The sequence below is a fragment of the Pseudoalteromonas sp. Hal040 genome, assembly GCF_037162425.1.
Classification (GTDB): domain Bacteria; phylum Pseudomonadota; class Gammaproteobacteria; order Enterobacterales; family Alteromonadaceae; genus Pseudoalteromonas; species Pseudoalteromonas gelatinilytica.
This window is the reverse complement of record NZ_JARLUU010000001.1, coordinates 1,024,417-1,041,673: the sequence shown is the minus strand read 5'-3', so window position 1 is coordinate 1,041,673 and position 17,257 is coordinate 1,024,417. Positions and strand designations below refer to the sequence as shown.

15 protein-coding genes are annotated in these 17,257 nt (G+C 42.0%); 8 read left to right on the top strand and 7 right to left on the bottom strand.

The genetic code is table 11. From position 1 onward, the window contains the following. The first annotated feature begins 94 nt into the window (after positions 1–94). Both P4S60_RS04645 and P4S60_RS04640 read left to right on the top strand, forming a co-directional pair. Positions 95–727, top strand: a complete 633-nt coding sequence (locus P4S60_RS04645; protein ID WP_063700271.1) for a LysE family translocator — start codon at positions 95–97, stop codon at positions 725–727. A gap of 8 nt (positions 728–735) precedes the next feature. Continuing rightward, on the top strand, positions 736–1,200 hold the full coding sequence (locus P4S60_RS04640; protein WP_337115182.1) for a methylglyoxal synthase: 465 nt from the start codon (positions 736–738) through the stop codon (positions 1,198–1,200). 32 nt (positions 1,201–1,232) lie between these two features. On the opposite strand, the gene yegD is transcribed toward P4S60_RS04640, so the two are convergent. The 6 genes from yegD to P4S60_RS04610 all read right to left on the bottom strand — a co-directional run bounded on the left by yegD (position 1,233) and on the right by P4S60_RS04610 (position 9,009). Further along, on the bottom strand, positions 1,233–2,600 hold the full coding sequence (yegD, locus tag P4S60_RS04635; RefSeq protein WP_337115181.1) for a molecular chaperone: 1,368 nt from the start codon (positions 2,598–2,600) through the stop codon (positions 1,233–1,235). Between the two features lie 67 nt (positions 2,601–2,667). Beyond that, on the bottom strand, positions 2,668–3,507 hold the full coding sequence (locus P4S60_RS04630) for a DNA ligase (RefSeq protein WP_337116823.1): 840 nt from the start codon (positions 3,505–3,507) through the stop codon (positions 2,668–2,670). 62 nt (positions 3,508–3,569) lie between these two features. Next, entirely contained in the window at positions 3,570–4,226 is a 657-nt protein-coding gene (locus P4S60_RS04625) for an HAD family hydrolase (protein WP_337115180.1), read from the bottom strand. A 49-nt stretch (positions 4,227–4,275) separates the two neighbouring features. Next, entirely contained in the window at positions 4,276–4,575 is a 300-nt protein-coding gene (locus P4S60_RS04620) for a hypothetical protein (protein WP_054551791.1), read from the bottom strand. A gap of 109 nt (positions 4,576–4,684) precedes the next feature. Next, the gene (locus P4S60_RS04615) at positions 4,685–6,946 is read right to left on the bottom strand and encodes a TonB-dependent receptor (RefSeq protein WP_063700278.1); all 2,262 of its coding nucleotides are present in this window, start codon (positions 6,944–6,946) and stop codon (positions 4,685–4,687) included. A gap of 368 nt (positions 6,947–7,314) precedes the next feature. After that, positions 7,315–9,009, bottom strand: coding sequence for a mechanosensitive ion channel family protein (locus P4S60_RS04610; RefSeq protein ID WP_337115178.1), 1,695 nt, complete (start codon positions 9,007–9,009; stop codon positions 7,315–7,317). A gap of 156 nt (positions 9,010–9,165) precedes the next feature. Here P4S60_RS04610 and P4S60_RS04605 point away from each other — a divergent pair, with 156 nt between their 5' ends. Beyond that, on the top strand, positions 9,166–9,714 hold the full coding sequence (locus tag P4S60_RS04605; protein ID WP_188726699.1) for an HdeD family acid-resistance protein: 549 nt from the start codon (positions 9,166–9,168) through the stop codon (positions 9,712–9,714). 23 nt (positions 9,715–9,737) lie between these two features. Here the strand turns inward: P4S60_RS04605 and P4S60_RS04600 are convergent, their stop codons facing one another. Continuing rightward, positions 9,738–10,610 carry a mechanosensitive ion channel family protein gene (locus P4S60_RS04600; RefSeq protein WP_063700282.1) on the bottom strand — a complete coding sequence of 291 codons (873 nt, stop codon included), beginning with the start codon at positions 10,608–10,610 and terminating at the stop codon, positions 9,738–9,740. Between the two features lie 198 nt (positions 10,611–10,808). Between P4S60_RS04600 and P4S60_RS04595 the strand changes: the two genes are divergently transcribed. The 5 genes from P4S60_RS04595 to P4S60_RS04575 all read left to right on the top strand — a co-directional run bounded on the left by P4S60_RS04595 (position 10,809) and on the right by P4S60_RS04575 (position 17,169). Further along, on the top strand, positions 10,809–11,018 hold the full coding sequence (locus P4S60_RS04595; protein WP_337115177.1) for a hypothetical protein: 210 nt from the start codon (positions 10,809–10,811) through the stop codon (positions 11,016–11,018). Positions 11,019–11,234: 216 nt separating this feature from the next. Then, positions 11,235–13,373: a M3 family metallopeptidase gene (locus tag P4S60_RS04590; protein WP_337115176.1), complete on the top strand. Its 2,139-nt coding sequence runs from the start codon at positions 11,235–11,237 to the stop codon at positions 13,371–13,373. Between the two features lie 147 nt (positions 13,374–13,520). After that, a complete protein-coding gene (locus P4S60_RS04585; protein WP_337115175.1) occupies positions 13,521–14,948 on the top strand; it encodes an amidohydrolase family protein in 1,428 nt (475 codons plus the stop codon). Between the two features lie 98 nt (positions 14,949–15,046). Next, a complete protein-coding gene (locus P4S60_RS04580; RefSeq protein WP_337115174.1) occupies positions 15,047–15,904 on the top strand; it encodes a carboxylate/amino acid/amine transporter in 858 nt (285 codons plus the stop codon). A gap of 35 nt (positions 15,905–15,939) precedes the next feature. Continuing rightward, positions 15,940–17,169: a glycerophosphodiester phosphodiesterase family protein gene (locus tag P4S60_RS04575; protein WP_337115173.1), complete on the top strand. Its 1,230-nt coding sequence runs from the start codon at positions 15,940–15,942 to the stop codon at positions 17,167–17,169. Positions 17,170–17,257: the final 88 nt, after the last annotated feature.

The following is a 17,257-nucleotide window of genomic DNA, read 5'->3' as shown; positions in this document are numbered from 1 at the left end:
TTCCCCAACCCAAATCAGCGGGCATTGATTGCCCGCTTTTTCTTTTTCTAGAAGCTTGTTAAAATCAACTACCTAGCTTTTTATCTTTGTGCCGATGATCAATCCAGAATCGTTGCTGTCGTTTTTAGGCGCCAGTTTTTTAATTGCCGTGGCTCCCGGCCCTTCTAATGCATTTTTAATGGCACAAACCTTTGCCAATGGCCGTAAAGCAGGAATGCAAAGTGCATTTGGTTTTGCCCTAGGTGGTGTGGTCCATACTTTTTTTGCGGTGGTGGGTTTAACTGCTATTTTAAAAGCATCCACAGTCGCGTATACCACAGTTCAGTATTTAGGTGCAGCGTACCTGTGCTATTTAGGCATAATGACCTTAAAAGACACCTTCACACAGCCTGAACCTGACTGTGATGAAAAGCCTCATGTAAGTACCAGTAAAAAGCAAAATGTGATGTTTCAAGCAATGATGACCGAGGTACTTAATCCAAAAGTCGCGCTATTCTTTATTGCATTTATTCCGCAGTTCGTCGATCCGAGCTTGTCTTCAACGACCTTTCAACTCGCTTTTTTTGGCTTACTTTACCCGCTTTTTGCTTTTCCAATCGACTGCACGTATATTTATTTCGGCGATAAGATAGCCAGTTATTTTCGTGATCACCCACAAACCCAAATTTGGATTGATCGGATCACGGGACTGGTGTTTATTGCATTAGCAATTAACCTATTGATATAAGAGCACTTATGGAACAAAAACAACAAGCCTTACCAGCCAAAAAGAATATTGCCCTCGTAGCCCATGATGGCAAAAAAGCAGCTCTTCAGACGTGGTGTGAAAAGCATCAAGCTATTTTAAGCAAGCACACGCTGTATGGTACGGGTACAACCGGTCATTTAATCGAGCGTACTACAGGGCTTGAAGTGATTAAGCTGCTAAGCGGCCCTATGGGTGGCGATCAGCAACTCGGTGCTAAAATTGCTGAACATGAAGTGCACATGTTAGTATTTTTCTGGGATCCACTTGCATCGCAGCCACACGACCCTGATGTAAAGGCATTACTACGTTTAGCTGCGGTTTGGAATATTCCTGTTGCTTGTAATGAAGTCAGTGCTGATATGCTATTAAGCTCACCTATGATGGAAACGACGCTTTGCCGCACGTTACCAGATTATGAAAAATACCTCGCAACGCGCCAAGTGACTCTTTAATTCTTAAAGTCAGTATCTCAAAGTGGGGGCGATTAGCTATAAAGCTTATGCGCCCACTTAGTTAAGCCAGCAGTTACACTTCCAAAGTGGTCCCCGTTCAGCATAGTAATATCCCCTAAATGGGCCTGTAACGCAGCCTTGATAAGCGGTGATTGCGCACTACCACCCGTTAAGTAAATGACATCTGGCGTTGTGCCTGCCTCTTTAATCGCTTGTTTCGCTAAGCCCACTATCTGGCTTATCGAGTCATCAACAGCTAAGGCTAAATCTTTCAACGTTAAACACTGTGTTAGTTCTGAATCTAAGAAATGCAAATCAGTAGTAAATTCATTCGCTGACGACAATGCAATTTTTGCCGCTTCACCTTGCTGCACTAATTGGTGACCTTGCTTATTTTGCTGCAATTGAATTAAGCGTTTAAATAGTCCTGGCTCTTTAACTTCACGCAGCTGGGTCAATAACTCTCGATGATGAGCATCACTATAAAACTGGCTTTGTAGGTTCACATCATTGATTTTACACGCTTGCCAAAACGGTTGATTCGGAAGTGGAAGACCCGATTTAAACTCTGTGCCTAAACCAAGCAATGGCATTAAACCATGAAAGCTCAGCGCAATATCTAAATCATTCCCTCCCACACGCTTACCACTGTGGGCTAAAAAGTCATTGTCACGGCACTGTTTTGCACGGAAGCTCGGCCCCATTTGTACAAATGAGCAATCGCTAGTACCCCCGCCAATATCGACAACTAACACTTTTTGGTCTTGCTGTAATGAGGTTTCATAATCAATTCCCGCCGCTAATGGCTCATACAAAAATGAGACCTCTTTAAAGCCTGCACGCTTTGCCGCTCGCTCTAATATGCCGAGCGCTTGTTGATTAGACTCTTCACCACCGACTGATTGAAAGTTTACCGGTCGCCCAATTACCGTTTCGGTTAATGACTCATGCAGTGAATGCTCGGCGCGTTGTTTTATTTTTAAGATCATCGCCGTCGCAATGTCTTCGAAGAAGTTAATTTGCCCTTGCTTTAAGCCCACGGCGCCAAAAAATGATTTAGGTGATTTTACAAAGTAACCTTCTTCAGGAAATTGCACGTATTCACTGATCGCTTCTCGCCCAATAAATAAGGTGTCATCACCAGCTTGAATATCTAAATCGGATTTAATGCGAGGGATGGTATTTAAAAGCGCTTGACGTTCAGTTTTAAAATCCTGCTCAAATGGACTGCCAGCAAGGTGTTTTGCTACAAAATCAACCACTAAAGCACTGTGATGAGTATAGAGTGTTGATGGTAAATATTGTTTGCCTTGCTCAAGGGGCACTAAAGACACTTGTTGCTCATTATCCATTACACCAATTGCACAATTTGAGCTACCGTAATCAAAGCCTGCAAACATTCTAACACCTATACATCAATAAAAAGGCCGCGAAATTTACCACAGTCGCAGCCATTTTTGAATGACACTATGGCCTTTCATGTAAAAAGCTTGCAAAGCGTGGCAAACCATTTTTAGTAAAACCATGATATTTATAGGTAATGGTACTTCCAATTGCGGGAGGTGATGTTCTTTGCTGATCGGTAAATCCCGAACCAATTTTAAATTCTAGCCCGTCACTGTTTCGAACTTTGAGTGCACCAAGCATATTTTTGTACTTTCCTTTTCCAGCGATGTAACCTACCACAACCGCTTCGGCATCAAGGTAGGGCTTTAATTTTAAAAGAGCATCACTGCGCCCTGCACTATGCTTAGCACTGGCTAGATGCAGCATTACACCTTCAGCACCTTGTGCGATTAGCTCATCCATAAATAAGCTTAGTTGCGTGTTCTCGTTAAAGTGCTTTTGCGCAACGGCTTTAATATGCTCGCTGTTAAGCTGACTGACTAACCTTGAGTAGTTTTCATAGCGCTGACTAAACGGCTTTGTGGCATCCGGCATATCAAATATCATGTAACTGACGGTTTGCCATTCAGACTCTACAGGTGTGACTTTACGAACGATACCGCTTAGGTTGGCAAAGTCTTGGCGCTTAGTCCAAAGTTCTCCATCAAGCCAAACCCCTGGCAGCGGCGCGGTAAACCATTTAGGTGCATAAATTGGGTTACCGTTTCGGGTTACTAATTGACTCCCCGTCCAAATAGCCCGAACGCCATCATATTTTTCACTAACTAAATAGTCGCTTACATTAACCTTTTCGGCTTCATAAACGTTCGCTAAGAGGACTGAAGGAGCTTGTTGTGCTTCGGCTGAAAAGCCGATAAATAAAGTGATTGCGCACAGCAGCGCGCGAGTGAGTATAACCATCATTGCTTCCTTGCAAATGTGTGAGTATGAGTTGGCAATTACTGCTTAGAATAGCCACTTAATTATAGTTTAGTTTGTAGCCATTTGAAAAACTCGCTCAAATCAGCAAACACACCTGAGGCTTTACTAAAATCATGCTCTAACGTGAAATGATTCGGCACCGCATACACAGCAACTCCAGCATTACTCGCAGCAGTGACACCGGTGAAAGTATCTTCGACTGCGACGGCTTCATTAGCCATGATATTTAATGTATCAAGCGCTAATTGGTATGGATCGCCAGCAGGTTTGGGGTTGTTAACATCATCTTTAGTAACGACACAATCAAACCAATCAAAAATGCCATAGCCTTTTAAAATAGGATAGGCTTCATCTTTTGCACTGCCTGTTACTAATGCCATTTTTAAACCACTGGCTTTGACTTGCTCTAGCACTGCTTTTGCGTGAGGCATGTAGGCGGGTAAATTAGTACTAACAAAACGCCCAAACGCGCCGTACTTATCATCCGTTAACTGCTCTGGGCTGATAGTAAGCCCATAATTTGTAACAACCTCTTTAGCGGCTTCAAGGGTGGGTCTACCAGAAAAGCGTTGGCAAAACGTGGCTTCATCATATTGCACGCCAAAAGGGGCTAATAAATCATTCCAAATATTAAAATGCACACTTTCAGAATCCACCAAGGTGCCATCCATATCAAACAATACTGCTTTTAAAGTCATCCTCATTCCTTCAAAGTAAAAAAGGTGCCAAAGGCACCTTTAATTATGATTATTCTGTTAAACCCGCAGGTGGCTCAGCAAATGCTTCTTCGCCGGTTTCAACATCAACCAGCTCGTAGCCACGTTGCTTTCTTACCACTTTTAAAATCGGCTTAGAAAACGCTGTTTTTAAACGATCTGCATCTGCTTCAAGTTCTTCGACTGTATTACCAAATGGTGCGGCACCGGTTTCTGACCAATTAGTCACTTTACCATTTAAGTTATATTCAACTTCGTGAATTTGATATTGTGCTGCTTCATCTTTTGTTGCTTCACAAAAAATTACACGGTAGTTCCAAAATCCAGCCATAGCTATTCTCTTTCTCTTAAATTAATCCTGCCACTTTAGCAGTTACCAACGCGATTATAAACGAAAAAACCCGCTATACAGCGGGTTTTAATAGTACTTATCTTTCAGCTTAGAAGAAGCTTACTTTGAACTCAGCACCGATGTAACGCTCTTCGTTCACCATTGCTGTGTTGTTATTGAAGTCGATAGCACCGATTGATTGCTGCTCGTCGAACATGTTACGTACGAATGCTGACACTTCATATTCGTAGTCACCTTCAGCCCAAGCATAACCTGCACGTAGACCTACTTCAGTTAATGGCTTGCCTTCAAACTCAACTGACTCGTATAAGAAGTAGTTGATTTCGCTACGATAAGACACGTCAGCGTAAGTGAAGAATTCACCGTCAGCAACTTCGCGGCTATAACGTAAAGTTAAGTTTGAGATCCACTCAGGTGCGTGCGGTAGGCTGTTACCATCAAGAACAGCTTGACCTGCGCTGTTTAATGAGTTTGTAACAGTACACTGTGCACATACGTCAACGGCTAAGTCTTTATCTTTAAGCTCAGTGTTGTTGTAGCTTAAGTTAAATGTAGCGTTTAGGTTGTCAGTTAATACCCACTCAGTGTCTAACTCAAAACCGTAACCAGTTGTCTTATCAGCATTAACTAAACGGTTGAAGTTTGCACCACCACCTACAGCTGTTAATTGTTGGTCATCCATTGTGTAGTAGAACACAGTTGCATTTACACGACCTTGGCCGTCAAGTACGTCTGATTTGATACCTGTTTCGAATGACGTCACAGTTTCAGACTCAGCAACAGTTACTTCGTCACCGAATAAGATACGACCTTGAATACTTGGTGCACGGAAGCTGTTAGCAACACGTGCGTACCAGTTTACGTCATCGTTAATCTTGTAGTTAGCAGATAAATCCCAGCTAACGTGGTCGTCACTTGGGTTTTCTGTAAGGTATAACGCACTACCACCAATTGGACTTAAAGTACGGTCTGCTGAGAACTCTTTCTCATCATCTGAGTAACGAAGACCCGCAGTGATTTTTAAGTCGTCAGTGATTGTGTAATCTAATGAACCGAATACCGCCCATGCTTTAGTATCTTGTTGCTGGATAACATAGCCGTTTAACTCACCTGGCGTTGAACCATAAGTGTCGTAGCTGAAGTTTTCGATTGTTAGCGCTTCGTCAAAGTAGAAAACACCTACTTGGAAGTTTACGTCGCCAGCATAGTTGCTAGATAAACGAAGTTCTTGCGTGTATTGGTCTTGATCTGGAATACCGTCAGCACTTTCAGAGTAGAACGGGATAAAACCTGGACCCATGTCTGGTAAGTAGCTTGCACCGTAACCACCGTCGATGTCAGCGCGAGAATAGATTTCAGCGCTTTCCCATGCAGAGATTGACGTAAGAGTTAAATCGTTGATATCCCACTCAAGCTTTAAGCTTGCGCCTTGAGATTCAACTTGCTGTGTCGCACGAGAAGCAGCATCGTGGTAAACCACATCATGCTCGTAGTTATCAGCTAAATCGTTTGTGCCTGCTTTGATAGCGTTACCACGGAATGCGATTGGCGTACCATCCATATCACGTACGTGGTAGTTGAAAAGACCTGTGAAATCGTCACCTTCATATAAGAACTGAACACGTGCCGCTTTTTCAGTGTAACCACCTAATACGTCGTCTTGTTCAAAACCAGGTGCACGGTTATCGATGTAATCGTCTTTTTCTTGCCAAAGTACAGAAACACGCGTTGATAAACGGTCTGTTAAGCCACCGCCAACAGCACCTTCAAAATCAACTGCGCCACGGCTACCGTAAGATACTGAGCCATAGCCTTCAAATTCTTGTGATGGTTTTACTGTATCAAATTTAACAAGGCCAGCCGGTGTGTTACGACCGAACAAAGTACCTTGTGGACCACGTAGAACTTCTACACGTGCAACGTCAAATACAGGGAAACCTTTTAAGATTGCGTTCTCTTGAACAACTTCATCTACAACTAGCGAAACTGGTTGAGAAGCATTTAGGTCAAAGTCAGTGTTACCTAGACCACGAACATAAAAGCGTGGGAAAGAACGACCAAACGAAGATTCGATTGATAAGCTAGGGATTTTCGCGTTCATGAAACGAATATCCATACCAGCTGAGCTGTAAGCATCTAAGCTGTCACCTTGTAATGCAGATACAGCTACAGGTACTTCCTGTGCGTTTTCTACACGTTTACGAGCGGTGATTTGAATAACTTCTAGTTGGTTGCTTTTTGCTGCTGGTGCTTCGTCTGCAGCAAGAGTTGAAAATGAAGTACCTGCTACGGCAGAGAACAACGTTGCATTGATAAGTGTTGCTAACGTAGATCTTTTCATTGCTTTCATGTCGGGTTTTAACCTTTTTTATGCACTCTTATTCAACGGTGATGATGTTGCGTCAATTCATTTGACGGGCTCGGCCAATTTTTCGCGCCTTGTAATAAGCTGCGCGGACCTCTAGTTCGAGAGTGCAAAACGAGATAAAGAGGCTGAACGAACGCTGACGATTATAACACTTTATGACACTTTTACTGCATTAAAAATTAGAAACATACAAATTTTTTACAACAATTAGCGGCAACATCGCCGCATTTAGAAGATTTTATGCAATTATTTTTCATCAAAGCGGACATATGTCCTGTTCATATAGTTACAACAATGTGTAGACATTATGTACACATGAGAGCCGCTTTCATTTACCCCTTTTTTAGCAACTAATCAGTCACACGTGCGAATTCTGGGTTAGCTAATTCACATTCATGCTCATTTAATAAGCCTAAGATTGCTAAGTTTAACTCTTCGATTACTTCCATATAAAAAGCAAAGTCGACAGTCTCTACGTAGCTTAGTACATCCACCTGTAAAGCCCAAGGTGTGAAGCCTTTAAAGCGAACACGACAAGGCTCAAAGGCGATGTGCTTATGTTGTTCTAAAAGCTCTCTTAGGGCTTGCATAAACGACATTAGGTTTTGTTGCTTAGTATTGGCACTGAGCATCAATTTAGGTCGATAAGAAATACGCTCTCGTTCCGAGACATTCTCAAGCTGCATATCAACAAACTTTGCATTCGCCACATAGATAACCGAGCGATCAAGGGTTCGAATTCGCGTTGCTCTTAGCCCTATTTCTTCTACCGTGCCTAACTGGCTGCCAAACTTACATAAGCTACCTATTTTTACTGGTGCAGAAATATATAGGGTGATTGCTGCAATGATATTCTCAACGGTTTTTTGCGCTGCAAGGGCAATTGCAAGGCCACCAATACCTAAACCAGCCAACAAAGTAGTGGCATTAAAGCCTAAGTTTTCAAACCACATGAATAGCAACGAAATGACAATCAGGGTTTTGGCTACATTACTTATAGGTCGTAATAAGAATACTGCTTGTGGCTTGTCTTGTTTGATAAAACGCTGACTTAATCTGTGCTTGGCAAGATCGACAGCCCTTAAACAAATCCAACCCCATGCAATTAATAATACAGTTGCACCATGAAATAGCGCCATCACTGCTATGGTGACATTAGATTGGTCGTTCAGTGAGCGCGCCATAAGCACTGCAAGCAACAGGCTGATCGGGCCATTAATAAAACCAATGACATCTTTTTCTACAGGTACTTTTAAGTGTGCAAGAATAAACGTAATTAAACGGGTAATAATAATCGCGATTGCCAAAAACAACACAAAAGAGAAGGCAAAATATATCCACTGCCAAAGCATCACACCTAAAAACTCAATATCGGGCAGATTATCGTACAGCCACTCACCGACTCGGTTATAACCATACTCTTTGGTGAGCAGAGGGATTTGACTCACCGTTGCATTCGATATCTTCCAGATCCGATTACCTGTTTTATCATCCGGCACGATTTGCAATAAAATTTGTACCTTACCTTGTGATGTACTGATTTCTCCAACTAGATCACGATAACTAGGTACGCTTTCTTTTTGTTTGCCTTTAGGCTTGTTACTCAAGCTATCAACATCAACCCATAAGGTACGGTCCAGCACCACAGATAAGTTTTCTGCAAGCTGAATTTTGCCAAGCGCCTCTACTTCTTTTGGTAAGTTACGGTAATCAAGGTATTGGCTGGCACGTTCAAAATCGCGAGCGCGGGTTGCTTTTAAGTAGCCTTGCATGGAGCTGCGAGGCGTAATACGGTCAAAGGCATCATAGGGTAAGTCATCTTCGAGAGGTTCCTGCACCTTTTCTGTTGCTGCAGATGTATTCGTTTCATGTTCTTGTTTGGCCGACTTTTGTTCCGCTTGCTCTTCCTTGTTATCTTTATCAATTAAGGATTTAACGGTCACTTCTGGGGTGGTTGTTGCCCATAAAGGCGCATTAAACAACAGTAAAAAACACACTACTAACGTGCTAAATTGCAATGAAAACTTAGTCGTACCACTGTTCACACTTAATTCCTTGTCCGAAAAAACTTTTTAATGCTGAAAAAATCATCTAATTAAATTAGAGCATGGTTTGTGTAACTGTACAAAAAATAATTAAAAATCTTTGCAAGTAAGCGCTGAAATGTTAGTTATAGAGAGACTTAAGCAAAGGATACTATTATGCAAATCTCAAGTTCACTGATCCCCCATTGGTCATCATTAATGATCCACGGTGCCATCGCCATCATTTTTGGCTTGTGTGGTTGGTTCGCCCCTGAAGCCTCATTAGCGATTCTGATGTTTATATTTGCTGCTTACTTTTTTGTCGATGGTGCCATTAGAACTTGGTTAGCTATTGCTTCAAAAAATGAAAATCCACTTTGGTGGATGCTATTAGTGGGTGGTTTAATCTCGATTGCCGCAGCCTTTGTTACGCTATTCGCCCCGAATGTAACGGCCATATTAATGCTTTACTTTATAGCCGCATGGGCCATTGCTATTGGGGTTATTGAAATTGTTATTGCCAGTAAACTACGAAAAGAAATCACTAATGAGTGGCTATTGATTGGCAGCGGTATTATTTCGATTATCTTTGGTGGTTATCTGATATTTAACCCTGGCGCGGGTATCATTACTCTACTGTGGCTGGTTGCAACCTATGCCATCGTATTTGGCATAATGATGGTGTTGCTTGCCTTAAAGCTGAAAAAGCTCAATGAACAAGCATAAAAAAAGCGGCTTAGCCGCTTTTTTTATTTTTGGCTGTTACGCCTTGTTAAAGCTATCTCACCATCGATATGAATATCGCGCTGTGGGAATGCAATAGTAATGTTATTTTCGGCAAATACCTTATAAATGCTAAAACGCAGCTCACTGCGCACTTGACGAAGCGGTGCTTCTGATTCAGCACACACCCAGAAAATAGCACTAAAAGTTAAAGAGCTGTCAGCAAAGTCATCAAATAACACAGATGATGCAGGTGTTTTTAAAATAGCAGGATGCTCATCTAGAATTTGCTTCATCAGCTTCTCAACAAGCACAACGTCTGAGCCATACGCAACACCAACATTTACAAACGAGCGGGCATTACGGTCAATTAAGGTCCAGTTAGTGACGGTATTTTCTAATAATTGGCTATTTGGTACCAGCATATGCACACCATCGTTACGACGGATACGCGTTGAACGGGTATTAATTGTCTCAACCACTCCTTTAGCTGTACCTACTTCTAAAAAGTCACCAATTCGAATTGGACGCTCCCACATTAATATCCAACCACTAATAAAGTTATTGATAATGTTTTGCGCACCAAAACCAACACCGATAGCAATGGCACCTGACACAAATGCAAACGCTGTTAGCGGAATGTTGAGTACCTCAAGCGAAGTAAACACAAGCACAGCGATGGTCACTACAAGGTAAATACGCGTGAATAAATGAACCGTATCTGGGCCTAGGTTTTTTGCCAGTAATGCTTTTTTTATTAATCGACCAATCCAGGTGACCACAAACCACATTAAAAACAGCACCAAAGGCACTTGAATTACTTTAAGTACGGTAATTTGCACATCGTTATAGGTGAACAATACAAACGATAATGCAGATTGCAGATCAGCAAGGGTCATAAATTAACATTCCTAGTAAAAAATGAGTTTGATTCAGTTGTGACTAAGTTTAGCACGGCATAATAGGTGAAAACTTGGTAAATACTAAGTTCTTTATGCGCAATATGCGCTAATTATTAACTGTTTTAGACCATAACTGCTATATACATAAAGAGAGCTTGAGGTTTCACAGGCTTTGAATAGCACGAGGAGAACACAATGTCACAAATGACACTCACACAAAAACTTGCAACTTTACAACCTTTGGTTGATCTTAACTTATTTGAATCAAGCTTAGAGTATCGTAACCGAATCCTAAATTTACTTACTGAGCAAGAGCACTCACTGACTTTAATTAACAAAGAGTTTGGTAACGCCATGCCAGAAAACTTTGGCTCAGAGAAAAAATTTGTATTGGGTTACAACTAACCTATGGTGATTTATTACCAGCAGGATTTAAATTGGCAGTGTGCGCCACTTTATTACTAAGCAAGCCATTGATACACAATTGATGGCTTTTTACACATTTTTATCCCTCAACAGCTTTATTTGCGTTCAAATTCCCCATTCAGACGACAAACTTGATTGTTTCTAGCCAAAAATTTGGTAAGTTAAAAAAGATTTATCCACTTTTTTGGAGCTCTCATGCGTAAGACCTTAGTAGCAACTACAATTGCTAGTGTGCTTTTATTATCTGCTTGTAGTTCGCAACAAGCTGACACTCAAACTCAAGTTGAAACTGCCGCTGAAACACAAACAGCCAATGTTGAAAACGTTCTTTTCAAGCCAAGCCCTTTACAATATATGGCTCCTGAGTTTGATAAAATTTCAACCAAAGACTACGAGCCAGCGTTTGAAGCAGGGATCGCTCAGCAAAAAGCTGAAATTGCAAAGATTGCAAACAACCCAGAACCAGCAACATTCGAAAATACCCTTGTTGCAATGGAATTATCGGGTGAGTTACTAGACCGTACTTCTGCAGCATTTTTTAATTTATCGGGTTTAATCTCTGACAACGAGTACCAACGTATCGCCGCAAAAATGGCACCCGTTATGTCTGCTCACACAGATGATATTTACTTAAACAAAGCATTATTTGCTCGCGTACAAAGCATTTACGACAACAAAGCGTCATTAAATGCTGAAGATCAACGCCTTGTTGATTATTACTACAAAAAGTTTGTTAATGCGGGTGCAAAACTAACTGAAGCTGAAAAAGCAAAAATGCGTGAAATCAACGCAGAGCTTGCCAAGCTTTCAACTGAGTTTTCACAAAACATCTTAAAGTCATTCAAAGAAGATGTGATTTTAGTTAAAGATAAAAGCGAGCTAGCGGGTTTATCTGAAGGCGAAATCGCAAGCCTTGCGGCCGCTGCAGAAAAAGCAGGCAAAGAAGGTTACATGATCACACTCGTGAACACGACTCGCCAACCTATCTTACAAAGCCTTGAAAACCGCAAGCTTCGTGAAAAAATTTGGACTACATCGGCAACACGTGCGCAAGCGACAAACGGTCCTATCATCATCAAAGAAACCAAGTTGCGCGCAGAAAAAGCAGCATTACTTGGCTACAAAGATTGGGCTTCATATGTAATGACTACACGTATGGCGCAAACAACTGATAACGTTTACGGTATTCTTGATGACTTAGCGCCAAAAGCGGTTGCTAAAGCAGAAGCAGAAGCAGAGCAAATTCAACAAGTAATCAAGAAATCAGGTAAAACGTTTGCGCTTCAACCTTGGGACTGGGCGTTTTACGCTGAAAAAGTTCGCCAAGAGAAGTACGACTTAGACCCAGCTTTAGTTAAGCCTTACTTTGAAATGCAGTCAGTGATCCACGACGGCCTATTCTTTGCGATGAATAAACTTTACGGCATTACCTTTAAAGAGCGTAAAGACCTACCGGTTTATCACGAAGACGTCATGGTATTTGAAGTATTTAACGAAGACGGTAGCGCTATCGGCCTATTCTACATGGACCCTTATGCACGTGAAGGTAAACGTGGTGGTGCGTGGATGAGTGCCTATGTTAGCCAAAGCGGTCTAAAAGACACGATGCCTGTGATCTACAATGCACAGAACATTCCTAAGCCAGCTGAAGGTCAGCCTACACTCATGACTTTCTCTGAAGTAACAACGATGTTCCATGAATTTGGTCATGCTGCGCACGGTTTATTCTCTGATGTTAAATACCCCAGCTTAGCAGGTACAGCAACTGCTCGTGACTTTGTTGAATTCCCTTCACAAGCAAACGAAGACTGGAATATAGAACCGACAGTACTTGCAAACTACGCCAAGCACTACAAAACAGGTGAACCAATTCCAAAAGCGTTACTTGCGAAAGTACTTGAATCACAAAAGTTCAACCAAGGCTTTGATACAACTGAGTACTTAGCGGCGGCACTGCTTGATATGGAATGGCATTCATTTGGTGTTGATGCTGATATCACAGACGTACAAAAGTTTGAACATGATGCATTAGACAAGCACGGTATCGCGTACTACCCAGTACCACCACGTTATAAGTCTTGCTACTTTAGCCACACTTTTGCTGGGGGTTACTCAGCGGGTTACTATGCTTATCTTTGGACTGAAGTATTCGCAGCAGATGCGTTTGCACACATGACTGAAGAAGGTGGTTTAACACGCGAAAATGGTGACAATTTCCGTAAAGAGATTTTATCTAAAGGTAACAGCCGCGACTTAATGCAAAGCTATATTGAGTTCCGTGGTCAAAAACCAACTACAGACGCACTATTAAAGCGTCGTGGTTTAGTTGAATAATCACACCGTTATTTAAAGTATGAGGGGTAACCCTCATACTTTTTAGTTGTTAATTTAATTTTCACCCCGCTTTTATTCCTATTCACCTCAAAGCAATTGTCAGTTAACTCGTTTTTGCTAATCTCAAAGAAAAACACGAGTTCACACATGAAAAACGCTTTACTTTTAGGACTTTGCTCAGCTTTAGCTGCATGTTCATCAACCCCAGATGAGCGCGCCGATATCGTGATAGAAAACGCCCAAATTATTGATATGCAAACTGGGGCTATCACAGCAAAGCAATCACTTGCCATTCGCGATGGGATCATCATCAAACGTAGTGATAAACCTTTAAGTAGCCAATATCAAAGCTCAACATTTATTGATGCAAAAGGTCAGTATGTCATGCCTGGTTTATGGGATATGCATGTCCATTTTGGCGGTGGTGATGAGCTTATTGAAGAGAATAAACAACTATTGCCACTGTATTTAGCCTACGGCGTAACGACTGTTCGTGATGCTGCAGCTGATTTGAGTGAATCTGTACTTAGCTGGCGTGAACAAGTAAAACAAGGTCAGTTAGTGGGCCCAACTATTTTTACCTCAGGCCCTAAATTAGAAGGTAAAGGGTCTATTTGGCCAGGTGATTTAGAAGTAGAGACAACTGAAGAAATGCATGCTGCAATGGATCTGTTAGACGGTTTGAATGTTGATTTTATCAAAATTACCGACAGCGCATTAACTCCCGAGCTTTACCTAAAAGCCGTGCATGAGGTTAAAAAGCGTGGCTATCAAATTTCGGGGCATATTCCATTTTCATTGTCTGTGACTGATGTCTCCAAGGCGGGTCTTGATGCTATTGAGCATATGACCTATATGCTTAAAGCTGCGGCTAAAAACGAAGCTGATATTTCCGCAAAGGTTGCCTCAAAAGAGCTGAGCTATCGCACTGCGCTGCCCATTATCACCGAGCAGTTTGATGAACCAACAGCCATTGAGAAGTTTACGGTTCTTGCTAACAACGACACCGCCGTGGTGCCAACCTTGATTGGTGGCAAAATAACGGCTTACATTGATGAAGACAATCATCAAGACGATGCCTATTTAGATTATTTAGGTAAAGGTTTAAAAGCGACGTATCAATGGCGAGTTGATAGAGCTAACAAAGACACCCCTGCACAAATCAAACAGCGCAAAGAGCGTTTTGTTAAAACCGCACAGTTACTCCCTATCGCCCAACAAGCAGGTGTGAGCATTATTGCAGGCACAGATGCAGGCTTTTTAAATTCGTATATTTATCCGGGGCTTTCTTTACACCAAGAACTGAGTATTTTTACTGAATATGGCCTAACACCACTGCAAACGCTGCAAGCTGCAACACTCGCGGGGCCTAAATTTTTAAATAAACAACAGCAATACGGTGCACTTAGTGAAGGCAAAGTAGCCGATCTCATTTTGCTTTCAGAAAACCCGCTTATTGATATTCGTAATACACTAACGCTAAAGGGTGTTGTCTCGCACAGCACGTTTTACGATAGCAACGCACTCGAGCTATTAAAGCAACAAGCAAAAGCCTTTGTTGCCAGCCAACCCTAACCCTCCATTGCCCATGACCGCGTATTATCCGTCATGGGCAATTTTAATTTTCAGCCATCTCATATACACTGCCCTTTTTTGCACATAACTCGAATAACATGACCTACTTATTTGCTGTAACCCTGCTTTGGGCCTTTTCGTTTAGTCTTATTGGTGTTTATTTAGCAGGCCAAGTGGATGCATGGTTTAGTGTGTTAATGCGCATTGGCTTGGCAACTTGCGTGTTTTTGCCCTTTTTACACTGGCGTAAAACGCCTAAAGGCTTAGCACTAAAGCTCATGGCAATAGGCGCAGTACAACTTGGTGTGATGTACAGCTTCTATTACCATTCGTTTTTGTACCTTAGCGTGCCCGAGGTACTGCTATTCACGGTAATGACGCCACTTTACATCACTTTGTTAAACGATTTGCTTGAAAAACGTTTTAATGCCAAGTTTTTATTCGCCGCTATGCTAGCTATTTTAGGCGCCGTTGCTATTCGCTATGAAGGTGTCGATGAAAACTATCTCATTGGTATGTTAATGGTGCAGGCTGCTAATATTTGCTTTGCCACTGGGCAAGTAACTTACAAACGTTTAATGCAAGATGAGCAACTCCCCCACTCTCGGGTGTTTGCTTGGTTCTTTATTGGTGCTTTAATTGTCGCACTGATTTGTTACGGTTTATTTGGTGATACCAGTAAGCTACCCACCACAACGACACAATGGGGCGTGTTAATTTACTTAGGCACAATTGCTTCAGGGCTTGGTTATTTTGCTTGGAATAAGGGCGCGACCATCGTCAATGTAGGTGCCTTGGCTGTCATGAATAACCTCCTGATCCCAGCAGGGATCATCGTTAACATTGTGATATGGAATCGTGATGCCGATATCATCAAGCTTGCCATCGGCGCGGCGATTATCTTATTAGCACTTATTATAAATCAGAAACTTAATAAAACTGCCATGGAGCAATGATAGGCTAAACTCTATTAGATTAGAGGAATGCTGTTATGCGCGCACTGGTTTTATGTTGTTTAGTTTTCATTATTCAAGGTTGTAAAAGTCTGCCTGAGGAGCAGGCAGTGCAAGTGGGTGCTAGGCCTTATTATTTAATCGACAAGATGACAGATGGACCTTTAAAGCAGCAACTTACGGCATGCGGTAATGGCCCTTTCTATAAAACTGATTTTGTAATTGGTCATCGTGGCGCCCCTATGCAGTTTCCTGAGCACAGCAAAGAGTCATATTTGGCTGCTGCAAGAATGGGCGCTGGCGTACTTGAATGTGACGTCGCCTTTACTAAAGACAAACAACTCGTGTGTCGACATTCACAGTGTGATTTACACACTACTACCAACATTTTAGCGATTCCTGAGCTCGCTGCAAAATGCAGCCAACCTTTTACCCCGGCCAAAGACGGCCAACCAGCTCAGGCTAAATGCTGCACCAGCGATATCACCCAAGCTGAGTTTTTAACCTTAAAAGCTAAAATGGATGGTGCCAATGCAAATGCCAAAACGGTCGCAGAATATATGCAAGGCACACCAAGCTGGCGCACTGACTTATACGCAAACAGTGGCACCGTAATGACCCACCAGCAAAGCATTGAGTTATTCAAATCACTGGGTGTAAAAATGACACCCGAGCTAAAAAGCCCAGAAGTTAGCATGCCATTTAACGGTTTTAGCCAGCAAGATTATGCACAAAAAATGCTAGATGAGTACCGAGCTTTAAGTGTGAATAGCCAAGATGTTTATCCACAATCATTTAATCTTGAAGATGTGAAGTATTGGCTAAACAATCACCCTGAATTTGCAAACAACAGTATTTATCTTGATGGCCGAGATGAGCAAGCAGACTTTGATGCCATGGATGACACCACCTGGCAGCCATCAATGCAAGCTCTATATAACGATGGAGTTCGCATTATCGCACCACCAATGTGGATGCTTTTAAGCCTTGATGAGTCAGGTGCAATCGTGCCTTCCCTTTATGCTATTAAAGCTAAACAAGCAGGGCTGAACATCATTACTTGGAGTTTAGAGCGCTCTGGTCCATTAACTAAGGGCGGTGGTTATTATTACCAGTCGATTGCCAGCGTGATTAAACAAGATGGGCAAATGATGAATGTGATAGACGTCCTTGCTAAGCAAGTGGGTGTGATGGCTATTTTCTCTGACTGGCCTGCTACCCTTACCTATTACGCAAGCTGTATGCAGTACCCAGCCTCAAATAATTAACTGAGCATCAATATATTTCAATGGCTTTGACTCGTCCAAAAGGTGGAGCTGAGGTATTATTAGCTAAACCGATTTTACAAGGATAAAC

Bases quoted from the DNA above. Each gene is read 5' to 3' on its own strand.
- P4S60_RS04645 (WP_063700271.1), top strand. From the start codon at position 95: ATGATCAATCCAGAATCGTTGCTGTCGTTTTTAGGCGCCAGTTTTTTA.
- P4S60_RS04640 (WP_337115182.1), top strand. From the start codon at position 736: ATGGAACAAAAACAACAAGCCTTACCAGCCAAAAAGAATATTGCCCTC.
- yegD (WP_337115181.1), bottom strand. From the start codon at position 2,600: ATGTTTGCAGGCTTTGATTACGGTAGCTCAAATTGTGCAATTGGTGTA.
- P4S60_RS04630 (WP_337116823.1), bottom strand. From the start codon at position 3,507: ATGGTTATACTCACTCGCGCGCTGCTGTGCGCAATCACTTTATTTATC.
- P4S60_RS04625 (WP_337115180.1), bottom strand. From the start codon at position 4,226: ATGACTTTAAAAGCAGTATTGTTTGATATGGATGGCACCTTGGTGGAT.
- P4S60_RS04620 (WP_054551791.1), bottom strand. From the start codon at position 4,575: ATGGCTGGATTTTGGAACTACCGTGTAATTTTTTGTGAAGCAACAAAA.
- P4S60_RS04615 (WP_063700278.1), bottom strand. From the start codon at position 6,946: ATGAAAGCAATGAAAAGATCTACGTTAGCAACACTTATCAATGCAACG.
- P4S60_RS04605 (WP_188726699.1), top strand. From the start codon at position 9,166: ATGCAAATCTCAAGTTCACTGATCCCCCATTGGTCATCATTAATGATC.
- P4S60_RS04600 (WP_063700282.1), bottom strand. From the start codon at position 10,610: ATGACCCTTGCTGATCTGCAATCTGCATTATCGTTTGTATTGTTCACC.
- P4S60_RS04595 (WP_337115177.1), top strand. From the start codon at position 10,809: ATGTCACAAATGACACTCACACAAAAACTTGCAACTTTACAACCTTTG.
- P4S60_RS04590 (WP_337115176.1), top strand. From the start codon at position 11,235: ATGCGTAAGACCTTAGTAGCAACTACAATTGCTAGTGTGCTTTTATTA.
- P4S60_RS04585 (WP_337115175.1), top strand. From the start codon at position 13,521: ATGAAAAACGCTTTACTTTTAGGACTTTGCTCAGCTTTAGCTGCATGT.
- P4S60_RS04580 (WP_337115174.1), top strand. From the start codon at position 15,047: ATGACCTACTTATTTGCTGTAACCCTGCTTTGGGCCTTTTCGTTTAGT.
- P4S60_RS04575 (WP_337115173.1), top strand. From the start codon at position 15,940: ATGCGCGCACTGGTTTTATGTTGTTTAGTTTTCATTATTCAAGGTTGT.